15 protein-coding genes are annotated in these 18,835 nt (G+C 65.6%); 6 read left to right on the plus strand and 9 right to left on the minus strand.

Features of this window, described 5'->3' with window-relative positions; translation table 11 throughout:
* Window positions 1-98: 98 nt before the first annotated feature.
* Entirely contained in the window at window positions 99-827 is a 729-nt protein-coding gene (locus tag OG439_RS46190) for a vWA domain-containing protein (RefSeq protein ID WP_326946650.1), read from the minus strand.
* 1,947 nt (window positions 828-2,774) lie between these two features.
* On the opposite strand from OG439_RS46190, the gene OG439_RS46195 reads away from it, so the two are divergent.
* Entirely contained in the window at window positions 2,775-6,674 is a 3,900-nt protein-coding gene (locus OG439_RS46195) for a CHAT domain-containing protein (protein ID WP_326946651.1), read from the plus strand.
* On the opposite strand, the gene OG439_RS46200 is transcribed toward OG439_RS46195, so the two are convergent.
* Together OG439_RS46200 and OG439_RS46205 are read right to left on the minus strand one after the other, a co-directional pair.
* A complete protein-coding gene (locus OG439_RS46200; RefSeq protein ID WP_326946652.1) occupies window positions 6,655-7,812 on the minus strand; it encodes a toll/interleukin-1 receptor domain-containing protein in 1,158 nt (385 codons plus the stop codon). The genes OG439_RS46195 and OG439_RS46200 overlap by 20 nt on opposite strands.
* 116 nt (window positions 7,813-7,928) lie before the next feature.
* Window positions 7,929-8,072 (minus strand): hypothetical protein, encoded by a 144-nt coding sequence (locus OG439_RS46205; protein WP_326946653.1) that lies wholly within the window; start codon window positions 8,070-8,072, stop codon window positions 7,929-7,931.
* 474 nt (window positions 8,073-8,546) lie between these two features.
* Here OG439_RS46205 and OG439_RS50490 point away from each other — a divergent pair, with 474 nt between their 5' ends.
* Window positions 8,547-8,705 (plus strand): hypothetical protein, encoded by a 159-nt coding sequence (locus tag OG439_RS50490; protein ID WP_442792265.1) that lies wholly within the window; start codon window positions 8,547-8,549, stop codon window positions 8,703-8,705.
* A 78-nt stretch (window positions 8,706-8,783) separates the two neighbouring features.
* Here OG439_RS50490 and OG439_RS46210 read toward each other — a convergent pair whose 3' ends face one another.
* Genes OG439_RS46210 through OG439_RS46215 form a run of 3 tightly spaced genes read right to left on the minus strand, consistent with a single transcriptional unit; the run spans window position 8,784 to window position 12,441 of the window.
* The gene (locus OG439_RS46210; RefSeq protein ID WP_326946654.1) at window positions 8,784-10,928 is read right to left on the minus strand and encodes a hypothetical protein; all 2,145 of its coding nucleotides are present in this window, start codon (window positions 10,926-10,928) and stop codon (window positions 8,784-8,786) included.
* Between the two features lie 36 nt (window positions 10,929-10,964).
* The gene (locus OG439_RS50495; RefSeq protein ID WP_442792266.1) at window positions 10,965-11,210 is read right to left on the minus strand and encodes an SEFIR domain-containing protein; all 246 of its coding nucleotides are present in this window, start codon (window positions 11,208-11,210) and stop codon (window positions 10,965-10,967) included.
* Between the two features lie 34 nt (window positions 11,211-11,244).
* Complete coding sequence (locus tag OG439_RS46215; RefSeq protein ID WP_326946655.1) at window positions 11,245-12,441, minus strand: SEFIR domain-containing protein; 1,197 nt, start codon at window positions 12,439-12,441, stop codon at window positions 11,245-11,247.
* Window positions 12,442-13,881: 1,440 nt separating this feature from the next.
* On the opposite strand from OG439_RS46215, the gene OG439_RS50500 reads away from it, so the two are divergent.
* From OG439_RS50500 to OG439_RS46225, 4 genes are all read left to right on the plus strand, one after another.
* Window positions 13,882-14,073, plus strand: coding sequence for a hypothetical protein (locus OG439_RS50500; protein ID WP_442792360.1), 192 nt, complete (start codon window positions 13,882-13,884; stop codon window positions 14,071-14,073).
* Between the two features lie 23 nt (window positions 14,074-14,096).
* The gene (locus OG439_RS46220) at window positions 14,097-14,933 is read left to right on the plus strand and encodes a tyrosine-type recombinase/integrase (protein ID WP_326946656.1); all 837 of its coding nucleotides are present in this window, start codon (window positions 14,097-14,099) and stop codon (window positions 14,931-14,933) included.
* 592 nt (window positions 14,934-15,525) lie between these two features.
* Window positions 15,526-15,762: a helix-turn-helix domain-containing protein gene (locus OG439_RS50505; protein ID WP_442792361.1), complete on the plus strand. Its 237-nt coding sequence runs from the start codon at window positions 15,526-15,528 to the stop codon at window positions 15,760-15,762.
* On the plus strand, window positions 15,762-17,177 hold the full coding sequence (locus OG439_RS46225; RefSeq protein WP_326946657.1) for a site-specific integrase: 1,416 nt from the start codon (window positions 15,762-15,764) through the stop codon (window positions 17,175-17,177). Before OG439_RS50505 ends, OG439_RS46225 begins: the two co-directional genes overlap by 1 nt.
* Window positions 17,178-17,287: 110 nt before the next feature.
* Here OG439_RS46225 and OG439_RS46230 read toward each other — a convergent pair whose 3' ends face one another.
* The 3 genes from OG439_RS46230 to OG439_RS46240 form a co-directional block, all read right to left on the minus strand.
* On the minus strand, window positions 17,288-17,836 hold the full coding sequence (locus OG439_RS46230; RefSeq protein ID WP_326946658.1) for a hypothetical protein: 549 nt from the start codon (window positions 17,834-17,836) through the stop codon (window positions 17,288-17,290).
* Window positions 17,806-18,486, minus strand: coding sequence for an AAA family ATPase (locus OG439_RS50510; RefSeq protein WP_442792267.1), 681 nt, complete (start codon window positions 18,484-18,486; stop codon window positions 17,806-17,808). Before OG439_RS50510 ends, OG439_RS46230 begins: the two co-directional genes overlap by 31 nt.
* 176 nt (window positions 18,487-18,662) lie before the next feature.
* On the minus strand, window positions 18,663-18,824 hold the full coding sequence (locus OG439_RS46240) for a hypothetical protein (RefSeq protein WP_326946660.1): 162 nt from the start codon (window positions 18,822-18,824) through the stop codon (window positions 18,663-18,665).
* Between the last annotated feature and the right edge of the window lie 11 nt (window positions 18,825-18,835).

An 18,835-nucleotide genomic window follows, 5' to 3' on the forward strand; every position in this document is an offset into this window, starting at 1 on the left:
CGCGGCGAGCTCCCGGGCGGCCCGCCCGGAGTCGCCGACTGCGGGAGAGCCGCGGCCCCCCACGAGCGGTGGTCGTGGCGCACGGTCCGCTGCCTGGCTCACATCCAGTCTCCGCCGGCCTCGCCGAACTGGGCGTCCATGCCCGGTGTCGGCGCCGGCGGGATGATCTGCGGGGCGCCGGCGGCGGCCGACTGGCCGGAGCTCAACGCCGTCCGGCCGATGACCTCGGTCATCGCGCGGAGGATTTCGCCCACCTTGTCTGAACCGGACGAGAACCAGCGGCCCTTGGTCTTACCGAAATCGGGGTAGGCCAGGGAGCGCATCACGTCTTTCGGTGCGCCACGGAAGCCGAATGGCACGAAGTACGGGAACGCGCGGTTCCCCTTGCGGGTCTCCGGGTCGAAGGCGAACAGCGAACGGAAGGTCGTCAGGTGGTCGGAGTCTCCGGGGGCGCCGTCGGTCAGGAAGAAGACGCACGGGCGGTAGACCCGCATGCCCTGGCCCTTCAGGCGTGCGCGGTCGGCCTCGAACACCCGGTTGTACTCATTGAAGGCCGCTCCGTAGCTCGTGCCGCCGCTGGCGTGCAGAGCGGGCACAGTGATGTCGCTGGGTGGGCTCAACGGCACGATCGTCGAAGCCGTGTGATTGAAGGTGATGATGCTAAGCATCACCAGGTCGTCCACCACGGGGTCCTTGAGGATCGCCTGCACCATGTCGTTGATGGCGGTGGTGAGCTCGCCGACATCGCCGCTCATGGAACTCGAGACGTCGACCAGCAGGTAGAAGGGCATGATCATCTGCCCGTCCGACAAGGATGTGTCGGACACGGTTTCGTCGGATACCTGTGTCATCGTTGGCTCACGCCTTTCTTTGTAGGATCGTCGACGGAGGATTGCACGCGGCGGAAGACGGAATCAAACAGGTAATGCGAAGTGTCATACTTTTGTCTTCTTCTCGGATTGTGATTATCGAAGTTGCTCAACGTCGGTTGGTAAGTAATTCTCATGGTGTGTACTTATCTTTATGAAGATAACAGTCGTGCTTCGGTTTGATGAATGGATGTAACGCGCGGACGTCGAGTTCGAACCCCACTCGGGTTGGTCATGCTGCTCTGGGTCGATTGTGGCCCCGGTGGCGGTGTTCGGCTGCGGATGCGAGCGCCTTTCTGGCGTTGTGCGGCCACTACGTCGGGGTGTCGGTTGCGTTGCGTCAACGTAGTGCGGACCGGTTGGGCCGGAGGAAGTTGGCGATGGTGAACTGACGTAACGGTCCGAAGTGTGGATCGATCGGGTTGACCCCAGGGGTAATGTTGGCGTCAAGCACAACTCGACGTTGTGTCGCTAGCCTCAAATCCGGATAGCTGAGATGGTTGGCCGACAGTCTGTCCAGGATGACGTAGATCGGGTACCGTCCGGGTCACCCTCTCTGATCGCTTGCTTCGTTGACTAGATTCGCGGCTCGGCTGGCCGAGCCGGTGACGGCTGGGTGCACGCCGGTCCGCTCGGTGGTGTTGCAGGTTGACGCGGGCTGCCGAACTCGGAGTCGCGACGTAGACGATGACCTCAGCCGGGGTCGGCGGAGTCCCTATTTAGATTCTGGTAACCGTCCTTGCGGACACCGGTGATCCGGCGGATCAGTGCGGGTCGGCCGTCGTCTTCGGATAGTTGACAACGCCCTGTGTCAAGGTGTGCACCAGTTTTCTTGCGAGTGTCGCCCTCTGGTGGTCGTGATTCGCCGTGTAAGTCGCGGGGTGGTCAAGGTTGTTACGGGTGAACGTCACTGATGCGGCGTCGTGATATCGCGGGTTAAAAAGTCCGATCGATGACGCGGAGAGCTTGACAGAGCACTTCGGATGAAGTAATGCTGGGGCGGTGGAACGATCCGAATGGATGTTCTATTGGGCTTGACATTCATTTCGCCGAAAAAGTTTATTTCCCACACGTGGACTCCACGTGTGGGATCGGAGAATGGCACTATGGAGGACTACGAGAGTGTCACTGCGCTGATGACTGTCGCGACCGGAGCCGGTCTACGAGAGATTCGAGCGCTCGGACGCCCGATGGCCAACTCGAGCCCGAGGCCAGGCGGTTGTCAGCCTTCTTCGACTCGCCCGGCCCGGCTGATGCGTCGGCCGCCGCCGTGGCCGAGTACGAGACGGCCCGGCGCCTCTTTCGCCGCGATGTACGCCGGCGCTGGGCCACACTGGACCGTCGTCACCGCGTGGCTGACCGGCGCCCGCCCTTCCGACACCTCGGACGAACTGGCGTTCCTCGTCGACCGGGTCCGCCGGGCCGTGGCCGCGCTGCGCCATCGGCCGGGGACCGTGCCGGCACCCGGGCAAGCAGCGGCGTTCCGGGTGCCGGCCGCTCGGGTGTACGACGCCGTCCTGCTCGGCAAGACCGCCCGGAGGTCGCCGAGGTGGTCCTCCTTGCCCTGTGGACGGCCGGACTGCGGCGGCGAAGTTGGTGCGGAGCAAGATCCGGGTACGGATCGGGCTGGGCGCCACGACGCGGGCTCGGGCCGCATTGGTGGTCGCCGTGGTCGTGCGGGATCCGGCGCGCGGGGAACGAACCAGGGGCGGGCCTAACCGTGCGGAGCGCGCCCGCCCTCCGGAGGGACGTGGCGCTGGAGTACGCCTGCCCGCACCTCTCCTGGGCTGAGCCGGTGTGGTCGAGGACTACCAGACCTGACCGAATTCGCCGGCGTCGACGCGACGCGGGTGCAGCTGCGCCTGTACCAGGGTCCCTAGGAACAGTGGATTGACGAGAGGTCCGATGAGCGAAGAAGGCTTGAGTGAGGCCGCGATTCTTGGACGCGCGAGCGAATTGGCTGCCCAGGTTGCGCACGACCCGCTGACTGCGAATCCGGGACGCACGGGGCCGATCGGCTACCTGCTGCTGGATTCGCTCGACGAGACCACCCCCGGTTTTACGGCCGGCCTGGCCATCGCGACGCTGCTGCTCCGGCACGGCGTCACGTTCGCCGGCGGCGACGAACTGGCGTGCTCGTGGCGGACCGCGCTGGCCGTGGCGTACGCCTACCGCGCGAGCGCTGGCGACCCCGCCCAGTGGACCGCCGCACTGCACTGGGGTGAGCAGGCGATCACGACCGCGTCGACCGTCGAGGAGCTCACGGAAGCGGTGCTCACCACGGCCGACATCCGCACCGACCGGCTGGGCGCGTTGTGGGATGACGAGTCGGTGTCCCCGGAGACGCGCCTCCAGGAGCTGGACGACGCGCTCACGGCGATCTCCGAGCTGAGCGAGCAGCTGGCCGACTCTGCCGCCCGGGCGCTCCTGGACCTGCACCGCAGCCGGATGCTCAGCGGCCGCCACGACCTCCTCGAGGAGGACGCCGACCTCCGGCAGGCCATCACGCTCGTGGATGACGCACTGGGCCGCTTACCCGCCGGGCACCCGGCGCTGCCCGAGGGGATGTCACTGCTAGCCGGCCTCCACCGCGACCGTTATGCGAAGGACGACGACCCGAACGACCTTCAGACGGCCATCGCGCTGGCCACCGCCGCAGCCGACATCACCGCCCACGACGATCCCGCGCAGCCGCAGCGGCACCTGCAACTGGCACGGCTCGTGCTGGCCCGCCGGGAACTCGCGGAGAAGCAGGATCCCGACGACCTCGACCGAATAATCGACAGTCTCGCCGTCGCCGCCGGAACGGCCGACCCTGAAATCGAGCTGTGGTATGGCGAAGCGCTGCTCGAACGCGGCCAGGAAGCCGGTAGCGTCACTGACCTCACCGCGGCCACCGAGTGGCTGGCCCGCGGCGCCGCCGCGCAGGACTCGGCGGCCGACGACGCCTGGTACGTCTGGAGCCAGCTCGCCGAGACGCACGGCGAGTTGTTCGAGCGCACCGGGGAGCAGCGCCATGCCGATGCGGTTCTGGAAGCGGTCGGCCACGGCATCGGGCTTCCCGTGCCCGACCCCGGCCTGACGTACGAATTCCACGCCAGGCGGCTCGAGGCGGCGTTTCAGGACGGCAATCGGCCGGACCTGCAGGACTTGCTGGCACGGCAACCGGTGGTGGAATGGGTGCGGCAAGCCCACACAGCTGTCGACGAGGCGGTCGCCGCGGGCGGGCTGTCCGAAGAGGCGGCGTGGCTGTCGTACAAGGTCGGGATGTCCTGGTATTACCTGGTGGTCCACGACTCCCACGGGGTGACCGCCGACCTCGCCGCGTTCCGCACGCTGCTCACTTCGATGAGCCCGCTGTTCCGGAACGCCTTGGACGCCCTGGACCTGGCACCGGAACTCCGCACCCTTCTCGAAGCGATGACGGAGTTCTTCGACAACACTGCCCGCATCGTCGCCGGCGACGGCGACGCGGACTTCTCCGCCCTGAAGCGGGCGTTCGCCGCTCCCGGCCTGCCGGACGGTCCAGGGGAACTCGTGACCCTCATGGCTCCCTTGCTCGCCATGGTGGGATCGGCCACCGGTTCCCTGAGCGCGTTGGAAGCCGGGATGGCGTACTTCGCCGACGTGCGTGACGACGAGGCGGAAGATCCGGCCAAGCGCGCCGAAGCCGCGGCGCTCCACCTGGTGCACGGGGTGATCAGGGCCTTCAACGCCGGAACGGACCAACGGGAGGTCCACACTCTGGCCCGGAGCGCCTGGGACCTCCTGAGCGCATTGCCACCCGAGCCCGCTCTGGAGCCGCTTCTCGGCATGATCGAGACGATCATCGGGGTCGGTGCGCCCGCCTTCGGCACCGTCCCGTTGCCGGCCCGCGGTCCCGCTCGCGCCGGGGGGTTGTTCGGGAGCCTGCTGGCACCGATATCGATCGGTGGCGAAGTGACTGCCGCCCTGCGGAACAAGGATGTCGGCGCGCTGCGGGACATCTGCGCTCGGTTGGCCACTATGGAAGTTCCGGCCGACGGCGAGGAGTCGATGCCGCTCCACGGTGTGCGAGCCGTCGCGTACGACAATCTCTCGCAACTGGTCCCGGGCGATCCCGAGGCGCTGGAGCGCGCGATCGACGCCTACCGGCGATGTCTTGCCGGGATCGGCCGGGACGGCACCCTGCTGCTGACCGGACAGGCGACGTCGCTCGCTGCCGCGCTGCGGCGGCGAGGCCGGCCCGGCGACTTCGCCGAAAGCCGGCAGCTCGCCCGCCAAGTCGTGGAAAACGCCGCGTGGCGGGTGCTGATCCAGTCGGACAGCGAGCACGCGACGGAGATCGCCCGCACGGCGATGGACGCCGCCGACCAGCTGACCGGCTGGTGCGTCGACGACGACGCCGTGGGGGAGCTCGTCCAGATCATCGATGCCCGGCGGAGCCTGGTGCTGCGGTCGGCGAACACGACGCGGTCGGTCTCTGCCCAGCTGAGCACCCTCGGCCAGGACGAACTCGCGCTCGAATGGGAGTCCGCGGGTGGTGTCGAAGAGCCGCTGGTGCCGGAATACGGTGGCCCGGGCAGCGGCTGGGGCGCCCTGCGGCGCAAAGTGCTCCGCGTCCTCGCGAAGGACTCGGAAGACCTGCTCAGCCCGCCCACCGTCGAGGAGCTGCAAGACGCGCTGCGGGCGCAGGGTTCGGATGTGCTCGCCTACATCCTGCCGGCGAACGCCCACCACGCGGCCGTTGCCGTCCTCGTCCCCGCGGTGGGCGACCCGCACGTGCGCTCACTGCCCGCGATGGGCGACGCCGTGGCGGTCAAGCGCTACCAAGAGGCTTACGCCGCTTGGGATGACGCGGCTCACCCGGCCGGCCCCGAGTACCAGCGGTGGCGCGCCGAGCTGCGCGAGCTGTGCGGCTGGGCGTGGGACGCCGCGGCCGCTGCGCTGCTCGGCTACGCCGTCGAGGTCGCCGGCCGCGAACCACGGCTCGTCCTGGTTCCGCTCGGCGTCCTCGGGCTGGTGCCCTGGCACGCCGCTTACCGCCCGGTCGACGGCCGAGACCGCCACTTCGTCCAGGATGCGACCGTCTCGTACGTCCCTTCGGGGCGGTTGTTATGCGAAGCTGTAGCGCGCCCGGAGATCCGTGGCGACGAGGCCCTGCTTGTCGGGAACCCGGCGGGCGACTTGGCGGCCGGGGCGGTCGAAGCGGTGGCCATCCGGGACTCCGGCTACCCCAGCGGCGTCTTCCTGGGTGGTACCGGGCAAGCGCCGCGGCGGTGGATCCCCGCCCCGGCCGGTCCGGGCACCCCCGAGCAAGTTCGAGATCACTTGCGTGGCCCGCTCGGTGTGTTGCACCTCGCCTGCCACGCCTTCGCGGACGTGCGCAGCCCGCTGGGGTCCCGAATCGAACTCGCCGGCGGCGCTCTGTCGGCGCGGGATCTGCTGGAGCTGAGCCCGGCGCGGCCTCTCGAGCTCGCGCTGGTCGTCCTGGCCGGCTGCACGACGCAGGTGTCCGGAGTGGACTACGACGAAGCGCTGTCGCTCTCGGCGACTTTCCTGGCCATCGGTGCCCGGACCGTCGTCGGCTCTCTGTGGCGGGTGTCCGCGGGCTGGTCCACGGCCGCGCTGATGTGGTTGTTCCACGACAATGTGCGCCGCCACGGTCTCGCTCCCGCCGAGGCGTTGCGCCGGGCGCAGATCGCGTTGCTCGAGGAATCGCCGTCGCTCGACGCGCTGCCGGACACGCTGGTGGAGCTGAGGCGGCCCGGCTCCGGTGCGACCGGTATCGAGAGCTGGGCGGGGTTCACCCTGCAAGGTCGGTGAACAGCACCTTCAGCAGTTCCGCGGCCGCGTCCAGAGTGAAGGCCGGAACGACGTAGTAGTCGGCGATTGCGGGGAGGAATGCCAGCGGGATCTCGTCGGGCCTCCGGCCGGGCAGGACGACCGGCAGCAGCTTCTTCGTCCACTGGTCCCGCTGGCGGTGCAGGAGGTCGGCCAGCCGGCTGTACTCCGATCGGATGCCGCGGTGGCGTGTCGAGTCGGTGAGCTCGCCGTCGCCCACCGCGCGGTACGCCGGCGACGCCACGACGATCACATAGTCGGTGCGCAGGATCTGGGTCGTGGTCCACTCGTCCCAGTTACGGCGGTGTTCCAAGCCGTCCTGGTCGACGCGTACATCGACGCCCGCCTCGCTCAGCAGCAGGCAGAGCTTCATGACGGCTTTCTTGTGCGCCGTGGACTCCTGCGCGTACGAGACGAAGACCCGGGGCCGTCCGTCGCCCGCCGGCCCGGCCGGGACTTCCGGTTCCGGCGCTTCGGGGAGCCGCACACTGAACGCGTCCGGCTCGCCGCTCGCGCGGAGATCGAGGTCGCCGTCCGCCATCAGGTGGTAAGCACCCCCGGCCAGCACCGGCAGCTCGGTGCGGTCCGGCGGGGCCAGCAGGACCAGCCACGCGGTGTGCGTACCGGCGCGGACGCCGCCGGAATGCCGCCACCGGACCCGGGCGCCCCCGAGGCCGAAGCTGACCACTTCCGGCCGGACAGCGGGCAGCGCGACGTTCGTTTCGCTCGCGTAGGCCGCCCAAAGGGAGCGGCCTTCGCCGCGGCGGACGAAGTTGAGCTGCTGGGTCAGCTCGTAGGTGCGCGCGGGCTCGGCCACCGTCGCCGCGCGGGGAATCGCGTCGACCACCATCACCTCGGCGGCGTCGAAGGCGAACCACACCTCCGCCCAGGCCGGAGGTGCTTCCCCGGCGGGCACGTCGAACTCGTAGTTCACCCGGACGAGATAGGCGGCGTGCCCGGCGAAACCGGCCGGCAGCGGATCGATCCGGTGCAGCTGCCAGCCGGAGAACCGGATCAGGCCGATCTCGATGTCGTTGGGCGCAAGTTCGACGGATCTCACGAGGACGTCGAGGAACAACGGGACACTGCCCGCCGTCCGATCGGCCGGTGACGAATGCACGGATCCTCCTGGGACGGTCGGACGGAAGTTCTTTGATCAGGCAACGGAAGAGAACCTCCCGCCCTACTGCAGTCCGGATTTCCGGCCGACGTACCTCGACTGTCTTTCGCAAAAGCTCAGGTGCGGCCGTACGAGACGAGCCACGTGCCTTCCGCCTCGGACCCGTCGAGCGGACACGCCACCACGGCGACCCAGCCGTCGGCCGCGACCTGGAACAGTGTCTGCGCCACCGCGGTCATGACCGTTTCGGTGCTCGTCATCAGTGTCCTCCGGACGGGTTCGGGCGGATTCGTGAGCGGCCAGGCACGGCGCGCAACGCCTCCGTTCATTCGTTCCGGCCGGTATTGCCGTTACTAGTACGTCGACGAAATGACAGATTCGTTGCCAGACCAGCTTCTGGCGTACTGTCAATTGCTTTGGGCAGTCGTTTTCGGACAGAAAGATGACAATTCCATGGTGCGTCCGGCGTGCCGCGCCTCTGGCCGTCCGGTAGCTGCTGGAGCCGGGGGAGTATCGGATGGCCGAGCCGAACGCGACGCCCCGCGAGAACGCCGCGGCGACCAGGTACGACGCCATCCGGCACGAGGACGACGCGGCCGGCCCCCGCGCCACAGCCGGGCCGAACATTCCTCGGAAGGGCCCGGTGCGACCCGCCGCGAGAACATGGAGACTGATCAGCGCCGCCGGGGTGTGGATCGAGCCGGCCGGCGGTCGGGCTCGCGTTGCGGTCGTGTTTGGAGCGGTGGTTCCCGGCCCAAGATCTGGATCCGCGGACGATCGAGAGCTACCGGAGCCGGCTTCGGTGTCACATCCTGCCGAAGTTCGGTACCGGTGTAGCGGTCGAGGTAGGCCTCGGCGGCGAGTCGGAGTACAAGGTCATCGTCAGACGATGAAGGCGGATGAGTTGCCCGTGTCATGGTCATAGGCCCGCGGTCGACGTCGTCGCTGTATCCAGGAATGGGCGGCGCCGGCTATGCCCGGCCGCCCAGGTGCCGTTGCAGGTGCTGGTGTCGGAACTGGTAGACCGCTCCGTACTGGCGGAGCACGCCGCGGTCGCGAGCGTCGTCCAGGAACCCGAACAGCCGCCATGGCAGCTTGCCGCGCACGGCAAGCACGAACCGGGCCACGGTGAATCTGGCGTACGCGCTGAACAACATCCAAGCGGCGGCATAGCCGAGCGCGATCCCGACCGCGTAGTCGACGCCCAGCACAGCGAATACCGCCGCGATCGCGAGCATGGTTCCGGTGCCGGCCAGGACCACCTTCCGGTCTGCGCGGAGGGTTCCGCCCGGACTCGTCGGGCGTTTGAGATCGGCGAGCACCACCAGGCCGTCGCTGCGGCCGTGGCGTTGCCGGTGCCACAGCTTGCGTCCGAACCACCAGACCAGGAACCCGCCGCCGAGTGCCAGCGTCGTCAGCACCAGTGCTGCGCGGAGGTTGAGCACGCGGCCCGTCGCGATGCTCCGGCCGGCGGTCAGCAATGCGAGCAAGCCGACCACGAACAACAGCGCACTCCCCAGCAATTTCGCGAAATCGCGCAACTCGGCGCGCACGTTGGGTGTTGAGCCGTCGAACGCGTGCGGGGTTTCTATGTCGGTCACATTGAAGTACGCCAGGTACCGCGAGTTGCCGGCGACCAGGCCGACCGCGGCGGCGGTCACCAACCCGGGCACGACGCCGGTTGCGCTGAGCAGTCCGAAGCCCAGCGCGGCGCCCGCCACGACTCGACAGATGGGAGCGATCCACGGGAGGGAACGATCGAGCTGCCACCACGCGATGTCCGCGGCCCCGGTCGAGGCGAGGTTGTGGGCGAGGTGCTCCAGCCAGCGTTGCGCCGTGCTGTGGTGCACTCGGGCGAAGGCCACGTGAGTGCGGTGACCGGGGTGGTCCGGATAGACCCCGCGGACGAGGTGCTGCATCAAGTAGGCCTCGATCGAGTCCAAGTCCGGGAAGCGTGTGCGGTCGCACAGGTCACCGGGATCGCGGCTGGGTTCCTGGTGGACCACGCGGACCAGCCACACCAAGAGCGGTGTCGGCGCGGGCTCCGCACGCAGCCGGGCGAACAGCGGGGCCAAGCGGGACACACCGTGGGGCACGGTCTCGACCATGTACTCCTCGACATCATCCCGATCGGGCGGTAGCAGTTCGGCATGGGTGGCGCGCGCCAGCCCGATTCCGGCTGCGTCCAGCGCGCCGTACTCGGCCAAGCCGCACGTGACGATCAGCGGAATCGACGACCCCAGACGGTTGAGCGCCGCGATCGCCTCGGCCCTCAGGCCCTCCGCGATCGTCTCCAGGCCGTCGAGGACGGGCAGCACCAAGCCCACCTCCAGCAACGCGGAAGCCAGCGTGATGCGCCTCCCGTCGACCCAGCGCACGGTCCGGGCCAGCCGGCGAGCGAGCCAGTCGAACGCGTGCAGCTCGCCTGGGTGCCAGTCGGTGACCGGGACAAGCACTGGCACCGGGTCGCCCCTGGTCCACCCGTCCAGCAACTCGGAGACCAGCCGAATCGCCGATACGCTCTTGCCGGACCCTGGGCGGCCGAGCACGACCAGCCGCTGGGACGGCACGTCCCGGCGGAAGAACGGCCCGAGCCGGTCGAATTCGCCAGCATCAGTGCGCCAATGGGTGGCCAGCGGGCGCGGGTCGTCCAGGCTGAGCCGCCTGGACTCGCCTCGCCACAGATCGGCGACCGCATCTGCGAGGCTCTCCGCCGCCTCGACCAGTACTTGGCTCAGGTCCGCGTTCAGCACCGCTGAGCGGAACAGCCCGTCTTGATCCGAGATCGCCGGGTTGGCGGGTGGTCCCAGTTCCGGCTGGACGCGGCGGGGCTGCCCGGTCAGCACACGCAGCAACTCGTCGAGTTGCTCGGGGACCACGTATCGGGTCGCGGAGTAGGGCTGGAGGAACGCAGGCAGGTCGTCAGCGGAGCATCCGGGCAGGACGACCGGAAGGATCTTGGCCAGCCACTGAGCCCGATCCGCGGCCAGGTGCTCGCGCAGCATCGCGAGTTGGAACCGGGCGTGGTCGTGAGGACCGTCGTCCGATGCGGCCAACCGCTTGTACTTGGGCGATCCGATCGCGAGCACGAAGTCGCCGTGCTCGATCTGGTCCACCACCCATTCGGGCCAGTCCCGCCGTTGATCGCGCTCCTACAGATCCAGGCGGACGTCGATGCCCAGTTCACCGCGCAGTCGCTCAGCGAACCAGACGACGGTGTTGGTGTGTTCGTCAGAGTCACCGGCGTACGAGACGAACACCCGGGGACATCGCGTAGGCGGCACGCCGAACAATTCTAGTGCCGCCGCACGGGTTCGGGGTGGGAAACCCGGAATTCCGCAGCGGGACCCGTGAACGTGGAGGCCGCGGCGGACTGCGGTTGCCCACCGAGGTAGCACGATCCCGCCGAGCCGCAGTGTCCGCTTGTCCGGTTCAGCTGGCTCTGGTGCGGAAGAGCTGGAGCAAACGGATCGTCAACTCCTGGGCGACCATGTCGGGGTGCTCCACGACGTCGTCCCAGCGCAGCCGTTCGTCCGCCGGGAGCCGGATCTGATCCCGCTGGTGCGGTGACATCTGCACGCTGGTGCGGTTCATGTCGCTGATGGAGCCCTCCCAGACCAATGTGGCCGGCTCGATGCCGATCGTCGGCACGACGTACGGCAGGTGGGGTATGTCCAGTCCGGCGAGGAGGGACAGCAGTTCGGTAACGCGGCCTGCGACGTCGTCCGCGTCCAGGACGTAGCCGATCTTGGCTCTCGGCAACGGTAGCCATGCGCTGCATTGACCGCTGCGGAGTACCGCTACGCCAGAACCCGCAAGGCCATCGGTGGTTACCGCGACCGCGGTCTGGTCCGATCGCGGAGTCACCCCCTCGGTGTCCGCGAACAGGCCGTGGCTGCGGCCCGACGAAGCCAGTGTGGTGGCGAATCGGCGGAGCCGGACGGACGGCAACGGGTCGCCACCGTCGGGCACGATGTGGAGTTCCAGCATCGCGGCACGCTGCGCACCCCAACGGTCGTCGAGCAGGGTCGCGCGCCAGGTCACGGCAAGCGGCTCCGGCAACACCGACCAGTGTGGTGATGGCATGGCCGGCTCTGTGGCCAGAGCGAATGTCGAGGGCGGCAGCGTGGATGGCAGGGGTGGCAGGTTCGGCACGGCCCCGAGCGGCGGTCGGACCCGGCTGGGTTGTCTGGTCAGCGTCCGCAGCAGGTCGTCGATGCCTGCGTCGGTCAGCTCGCTGACGACGTAGTGGTCGGCGCTGAAGGGCTGCAAGAAGAGGGGGATCTCGCCGATGCTGTGGCCGGGGAGCACCACAGGCAGCAGCTTGCGAGTCCAAACAGGGCGGTCGTAGTGGAGCTGGTCGCGGATCACCACGACCTCGGACTGCGCGCCCGGGTTGTTCGTCGTGGCGATCAGGCCGTCGCCGACCCGCTGGTAGTCGAGCGACGCGACGATGATCACGAAGTCGCTGTTCATGATGTGCCCGAGCGCCCACGAGCCCCAGTCCTTGCGGACGGGGTCGGCCCACTGGTCGAGGATGACGTCGATACCCTTCCTGGTCAGTAGTTCCGCCAGGATGAGCACTGCGTCTTTGTGGTCGGCCGAGTCGTGGGCGTAGGAGATGAACACCTTCGGTGCCTGCGCGGGGCCGCTGTCGTTGCCGGTCTGGGCTCCGTTGGCCGGTAGACCAGGTCCAATGGGCATGAGTTGGTCGTCGCCCTTCTGTGGCAAACCGGCCCGTGCCGCGCTGGCCGAAGGGGTATCAAGGTCGCGGGTGGCCGGTCAAGCGGTCCTTGCGGCAGATTCTATCGAGACCGTCACTCCGCCCCGTCGAGGCCGGGAATGACAGGGTTGCGCCGGTCGCGGCGACCGTTGATGGGACGCGAGTCGGCCTCCGTCTTGGTCGCCTTTAACCACGCCGATCGTCCCGAGGCCGACGGCAGTCCGTGGCCTGTGCGAGGGGTGTTCAGTAGCAGATCCAACCTGCGGCACGGCTCTTTCCTCGGCAACTCTTCAATTTCGAGGATCATGTCCTTTAACCGGTCAACGGATCGGGTAACCGGTCGCGGTGACGCGATCTGCGACGGCTGCTAGGGGTGGTGGCGGAGTTGAGCGCGGTCACGACGTTCGCGGTCAGTGACTGTCCGACGTAGATGTGCCGTACCGCGTCGAGGTCGATCGGCATTTCGTAGTCGTCCTGCGCCCCAGTCCCGGAACTCCTGGGGTGTGCCGTCGGACAGCAGGGCGAACAGCCAGTCGGCCACGCCACCGCTTTGTCGGGGAAGGCGATGTCCCCGTGCCACCAGACGGTGTCGCCCGTGCTCGCGCCACAGGCACACCGTGACGTACGGCGCCCCTGACTCGTCGGAGAACGCCGGTTCCTCAACACAATCGCGGAACACGTCGGGCACGGCGTCGGGAACGCCGGGTCAAGGCTCGTCGTCGGTGGCGCAGGGACTCGTCGGCGACTCGTGGTCGAAACCGCGCACGTACGCCCCCGCGGCCATGAACACGACGGAGTAATCGTTGCTCGCGCCGTCCCGCATGGACGCCAGCTCTTCACCGGGCGCCAACCGGTGTCGTAGAGGTGGTACCGGTCTTGGCTGTCGGGGCTCAGTACGACGTCCGACGCGACCAGCGCACGGCACAGCGCGCAGGTCCGGGATGGCGGGCAGGCAACGGGCGAGGTCGTACGCGGTCACATCGACATCCAAGCGGACCGCTCATCGGCTATGAGAGTGCGTACCGACCGGTCATCTCGGTCTGCGCATTTGGCTGCCGGCTGGCGGCTGCATCGTCGTTGAGGGCGGATGCTGGCGATGTCTGCGCTGGGGAACTCCACCGTTGGGGCCAGCGCCTCGTTGGTCTCATCCAGGTGTGGAGGTAGTTGTGGCGTGGGTGGAGCAGTGCGGCAGCAGGTCGTGGCGCGTGAGGTATCGGCGGCAAGGTTTCGGTGTTCGGTCGGTGTCCGGATTTGGCTCGCGGCGTGATGCTGTGGCCTATGCCGCCGGGTTGGAGGTGGATCGGCGTCGGCGGGTGTGGATTGATCCGGCGGACAGTGCGGTTACGGTGGCTGAGTGGGTGGCGCGGTGGTTTCGGTCGCTGGATTTGGATCCGCGGACGATCGAGAGTTATCGGAGTCGGTTGCGGTGTCACATCCTGCCGAAGTTCGGGGATCTGGCGTTGGGTGTGATCACGGCGCTGGGTGTGACCGAGTGGGTCCGGGGTTGGAGCGGGACGGATTCGCCCCGTCGACGGTGAGTTCGCAGCTAAACCTGTTGTCGATGCTGTTGACCGATGCGGCCGACGAGCGGCTGATCCCGTTCAACCCGGTGCATCGACGGAGGTGTCGGGGCCGGCGGTCACGGCGGGCGGTGGGGGAGCGGATCTGGGCGATGCCGGAGCAGGTGGTGCGGATCGCCGAGCAGGCCGGTGTTCTCGGTGGGCCGATTGCGTGGCTGCTGATCATCACCGCGGCGTGGACCGGTTGCCGATGGGTTGAACTGGCCGGCCTGCACCGGGACAGTGTCGATCTCCGGCGTGGCGTGATCGTGATCGATCCGCTGGTGGGTGCGTTGCACGAGTCGGGGTCTATGTGGTGGCTGGGGCCGCCGAAGACGCGGGCCTCTGCCCGGACGATCGCGTTGCCGCCGTTCCTGGTCGCGCTGCTGCGCGAGCATCTCGCCCGGCACCGGTATGAGTTCGTGTTCACCACGCCGAGCGGGACGTGGCTGTGGCGCTCGACGTTCCTGCGGCAGGTCATCCGCCCCGCGGTCGACGGCAGCGACGCCTCCGGGACGAAGGCGGGCTGCGCGGCTATTCGGCCCGGGTTGACTTTCCACGGGCTGCGGCACAGTCACAAGACATGGCTGATCGCGGGCGGCGCACCGGAGATCGCCCAGGCCCGCAGGCTCGGGCATCACTTGGACAACCGGGTCGTCGAGACCTACTCCCACGTCGCGCCGAGGTTGAGCAACGGCTGCTCGATGACCTCGAGCGCCGCTGGCACACCGCGGCGCCACTACCGCCGACGCCGTCACCGAGTGTGGTCGAGGGTGGGCGGATGGCGATGGTTATCCCCCTCTTCGCCACGGTGGGGGTCACCCGTCGGCCGGGCCTAGGAGCAGCCGGAAGGCCGCGCCGACGGTCGGCTGGGGCTGGGGCGGTGCTCCAGTTCTGCCCCAGCAGGAGCGCAACATCACGCCGTAAGTCGATCACCGAAGATCGAACGCGGAATGCAGAAAACCCCTCCGACCAGCCAGGAAGGCTGAAACGAAGGGGTTCTTTACGATGTGGACCTGACGAGCCGCTATCACAAACGCTCTGACCTCGCAGGCGCCCTGGTCAGGGCGCTAGAGCGACTGCGGAAGGCCCAGCAGGCCCCACGCCGGCCGCGTCGTAGCGTGCAGTCCACTGGCCGAAGCGAGCGCCAGTGGCGGGTGAGCGATCGGCTCGACGCTGCCAGCATCCGACTCATCTGCCGGGCCGCCGCTAAGGGTGCTTCGAAGCGCGCTCTCGCCGAGCAGTACGGCGTCTCCCTTAGCAGCATCCAGCGCCTTGTCAGGCGTGAGGAGCAACGCCAGTTCGACGCCTCCTAGTCCTTCCGGTCCGGCCGCTGACGACCCACGTCGGCGGCCGGACTGGGTGGACACCCACGCTGAAAGATCAACTAACGAGAGGAGGTGAACGATGTTCACGCAACAACCGGCAACCATGCCGCGCCTGTTTTGGCGACGTTTGGCGACGCCCATATCCGATGAAGCTCCGCAGCGGCCACTGCTGTTGACGGTCGATGAGGCTTGTAGGGCGCTAAGGGTTAGTCGGTGGAGCCTGTACCGGCTGATTGACTCGCGGCGCTTGTCAACAATCAAGATTGGCGCACGTCGGCTTGTACCGCGGGAAGAGCTACAACGCTTCATTCGTGATGAGCAAAGCGGAGCTTCGCTCTGATGGCTCGCCGCAACACTAACGGCGAAGGTTCAATTTTCCAGCGCAAAGATGGGCGCTGGGTAGGCCAAGTCTACGTTACGACGACCACGGGCTTACGCAAGCGAAAAAGTGTCTACGGTTCGAGCTTTACAGTGGTTCATGAGAAAACTACTGCACTGAAGGCTCAAACTCATCGCGGCATCCCAATTCCGGAACAAGACTGGCGACTTGCAGAATACTTTGACTACTGGATTACCAATGCTGTGCACGTTTTCAATCGACCCTTAACGGCTCGCCGTCACGCCTCGATAGTAAGGCTCTACCTTAAGCCTGGTCTTGGCCAGTATCGTCTATCGCAGCTATCCGTGCGAATAGTGCAAGACTACTTTACGGTTCTGCATAATTCTGGCAAGTCTGCTGCAACCCTGCACCAAGTCAGGAAAGTTCTAAGTGCCGCCTTGACATACGCAGTGCGTCAAGAATTAGTATTTCGTAATGTTGCTCGTCTCGTGCTGCTACCAAGTTACGTTGCAAAAGAAGCCGAACACTGGACAGCCGACGACGCCCGGCGCTTCCTTGAAGTATCCAGAGATGAACCGCTTTACCCCATGTTCGCGCTACTTGTGCTGTACGGCCTGCGTAGCGGCGAAGTGCGAGGATTACGCTGGTGCGACGTTGACACCAAGGCTGGCATCATACGAATACGTCAGCAAGTACAGCGTATTGACGGGCAGATGCGTAGTGTCGAACTCAAAACGCGCACAAGCCGCCGCGATGAACCTCTGCTACACGCCGCTAAGAGTGTCCTGGAAGTACAGCAAGATAAGCAGAATCGTGAACAGAAAGCAGCTGGCGCTAACTGGCATGGAGCCAGTGGCCGGGAAGCATTGATATTCACCACGCGATTCGGCCGGCCGATCGAAGCTCGAAATCTATTTAGATCTTTCCAGCGTATCTGTGCGCAACACGACCTCAAGGCTATAAAACTTCACGGGCTTCGCCACACCAACGCGACTACCCTAAAAAGCTTGCAGGTGCATGACCGCGACATCCAGGCAATCCTTGGCCATGGCGACGTGAAAACCACGGGTATTTACGAGCATGTTGACATGGCAAGCAAACACGATGCACTAACCAAGGTTGAGCAGCGAATCTTTTACCGCGCCTTTGACAGCAGCCGTTGCTGTCAAACTACCGATTTATTGCTGTCAAACCAAAAAACTCCAGCATGGGGCTGGAGCTTGTTGGCTGATTTTATCAGGGGTCATAATCTTGGTGGCTCCTCCCAGGCTCGAACTGGGGACACAAGGCTCTTCAGCTCATCTTTTGGCAACAATGTCAATAGGTTTACGGCAGTTACCGAGTTAGCTCGCGTGCGCTCGTGCACGTGGTTAATTGGCTGCGTTGCTGTAGGCGTTGCTGTCAATGGTCCTTAGCTCTTACAAGTCTACTCAAAAGCCTCGCACAAAGATTTGGAAGGAAAAACAGGCAACCGGGGGTGGCGCAGAGGTAAGTGCTCCGCCTCTTTAGTTATTGCAGTCTGGCATTATTCGAACAGTCTGGCATCAATCTTCCGCAAGAACTCAATAACCTCGGTGGCGGACTGCTCAAACTCGCGCTTCGCTTCATCTGCATTCGCCTCACACCAGGTCTTGACCTGTTCAAGCAGACGGCGCTTTGGCTCGCGCTTCTCACGGTGCGACAAAGCAAGCACGCGCTGCATCTCCGAGGCAAAGCGTGGTGGGTAGTAACGCTCGAAGTCCTCTTCGCTCCAGGTTTGGAAGTGGTCGTCCGACCACGACTTGTACGCAGTACGTAGCGATTGAATAGTTTTCTTCCCGAGTTCGTCACCGTAAACGACGACCCAGGCTCGACCCTGGTAGTGTTTTTCGAGATGGGCATACAGGAACAAGCGGCGGAAGTCTTCGAAGGCTGGTTCGACTTTGCCGACTCCGCCTGCTGAAACTAGTTGAATGCGCGCCAGTCGGGGCACAAACCACGGAATGAGGTAGTTGCGGATGATGGCCTGCGCCGAGGACTCTTCGAGTAGCAGCCAGCCGTCGGCTAGATCAAAGTCAAACAGCTCGTAGCCCAACTCGCGAAGCACGGCAATGCGCGCCTCCGGCGTGTTCTCGATCGGCGTGATCGTCGAGGTAGGTATCGCGTCCTGCTTGTAATCGTTAAGTCGAACTGACAGGATTGACTGTTCGGCGCTGCGCCCAAGTGCTTGACCACGACATTAGAGTGTGTGGAGATGATGAACTGATTCGTCTCGGACTTCTCAACGATGACCTTGAGCAGCTTCTTGAGGCCCTCCGGGTGGATGTCATTCTCGGGCTCTTCAATGAGGAAGACTTTGCCCTCGGCCATACAGAGATTGACGATCAATCCGAGCAGACTGCTGACGCCTTCCCCCATGGCGTCAAGGGAAATGGTGTCATAGTCACCAATTTGCAAACCCGCTTGTTTACCCTCCTCGGACTGATATGCCGTGACGCGAAACCCCAGCACCGCATCACACAAGTCAAAGTAGGTTTGGGATCGGGTATATCCCGGGTTCGCCAGGCGATCGACCTTCGCAACGAGGTTGCTCAAGTCGCCGCTGACCCGTCGAGCACGGTTACTGTCGACGACATGCGAAAACCGTGTCACTTTTCGCTTAGAAAAATAAGTGTACAAGAAATTGTTGGGCTCACCTGCGGGTATCTTACCGCTAAGGGCGTACTGGTTCCCGCTAATCTTCATTGCGGGCGTCTCCGGAGTCAAGCCATTGTCGGCCGGCGTAAACCGAAAGACTATCTGCGTATGATTGCTAGCAATCTCGTACGTGCTTAGAAAATATTTCGCAATATCCGACCGGAGATTGTTACTGCCAACATGGCACCCCACCACTGCGCTACTAGCCCGAAGACGTAGATCACTCAACGTTGACAGTAGCCCATCTTGGAGCTGGTGCACAGCACGAATAAATGCTGACTTGCCGCTGTTATTCGACCAACCAAAAGGTTTATCCGATCAAGGTTGACCCGACCAGTGTGGTCAAAGCTCTTCCAGTTGTCGATCTCGACGGCCAGCAGTTCCATGCCTCAGGCTA

Source organism: Amycolatopsis sp. NBC_01307 (assembly GCF_035975215.1).
Lineage (GTDB): Bacteria > Actinomycetota > Actinomycetes > Mycobacteriales > Pseudonocardiaceae > Amycolatopsis.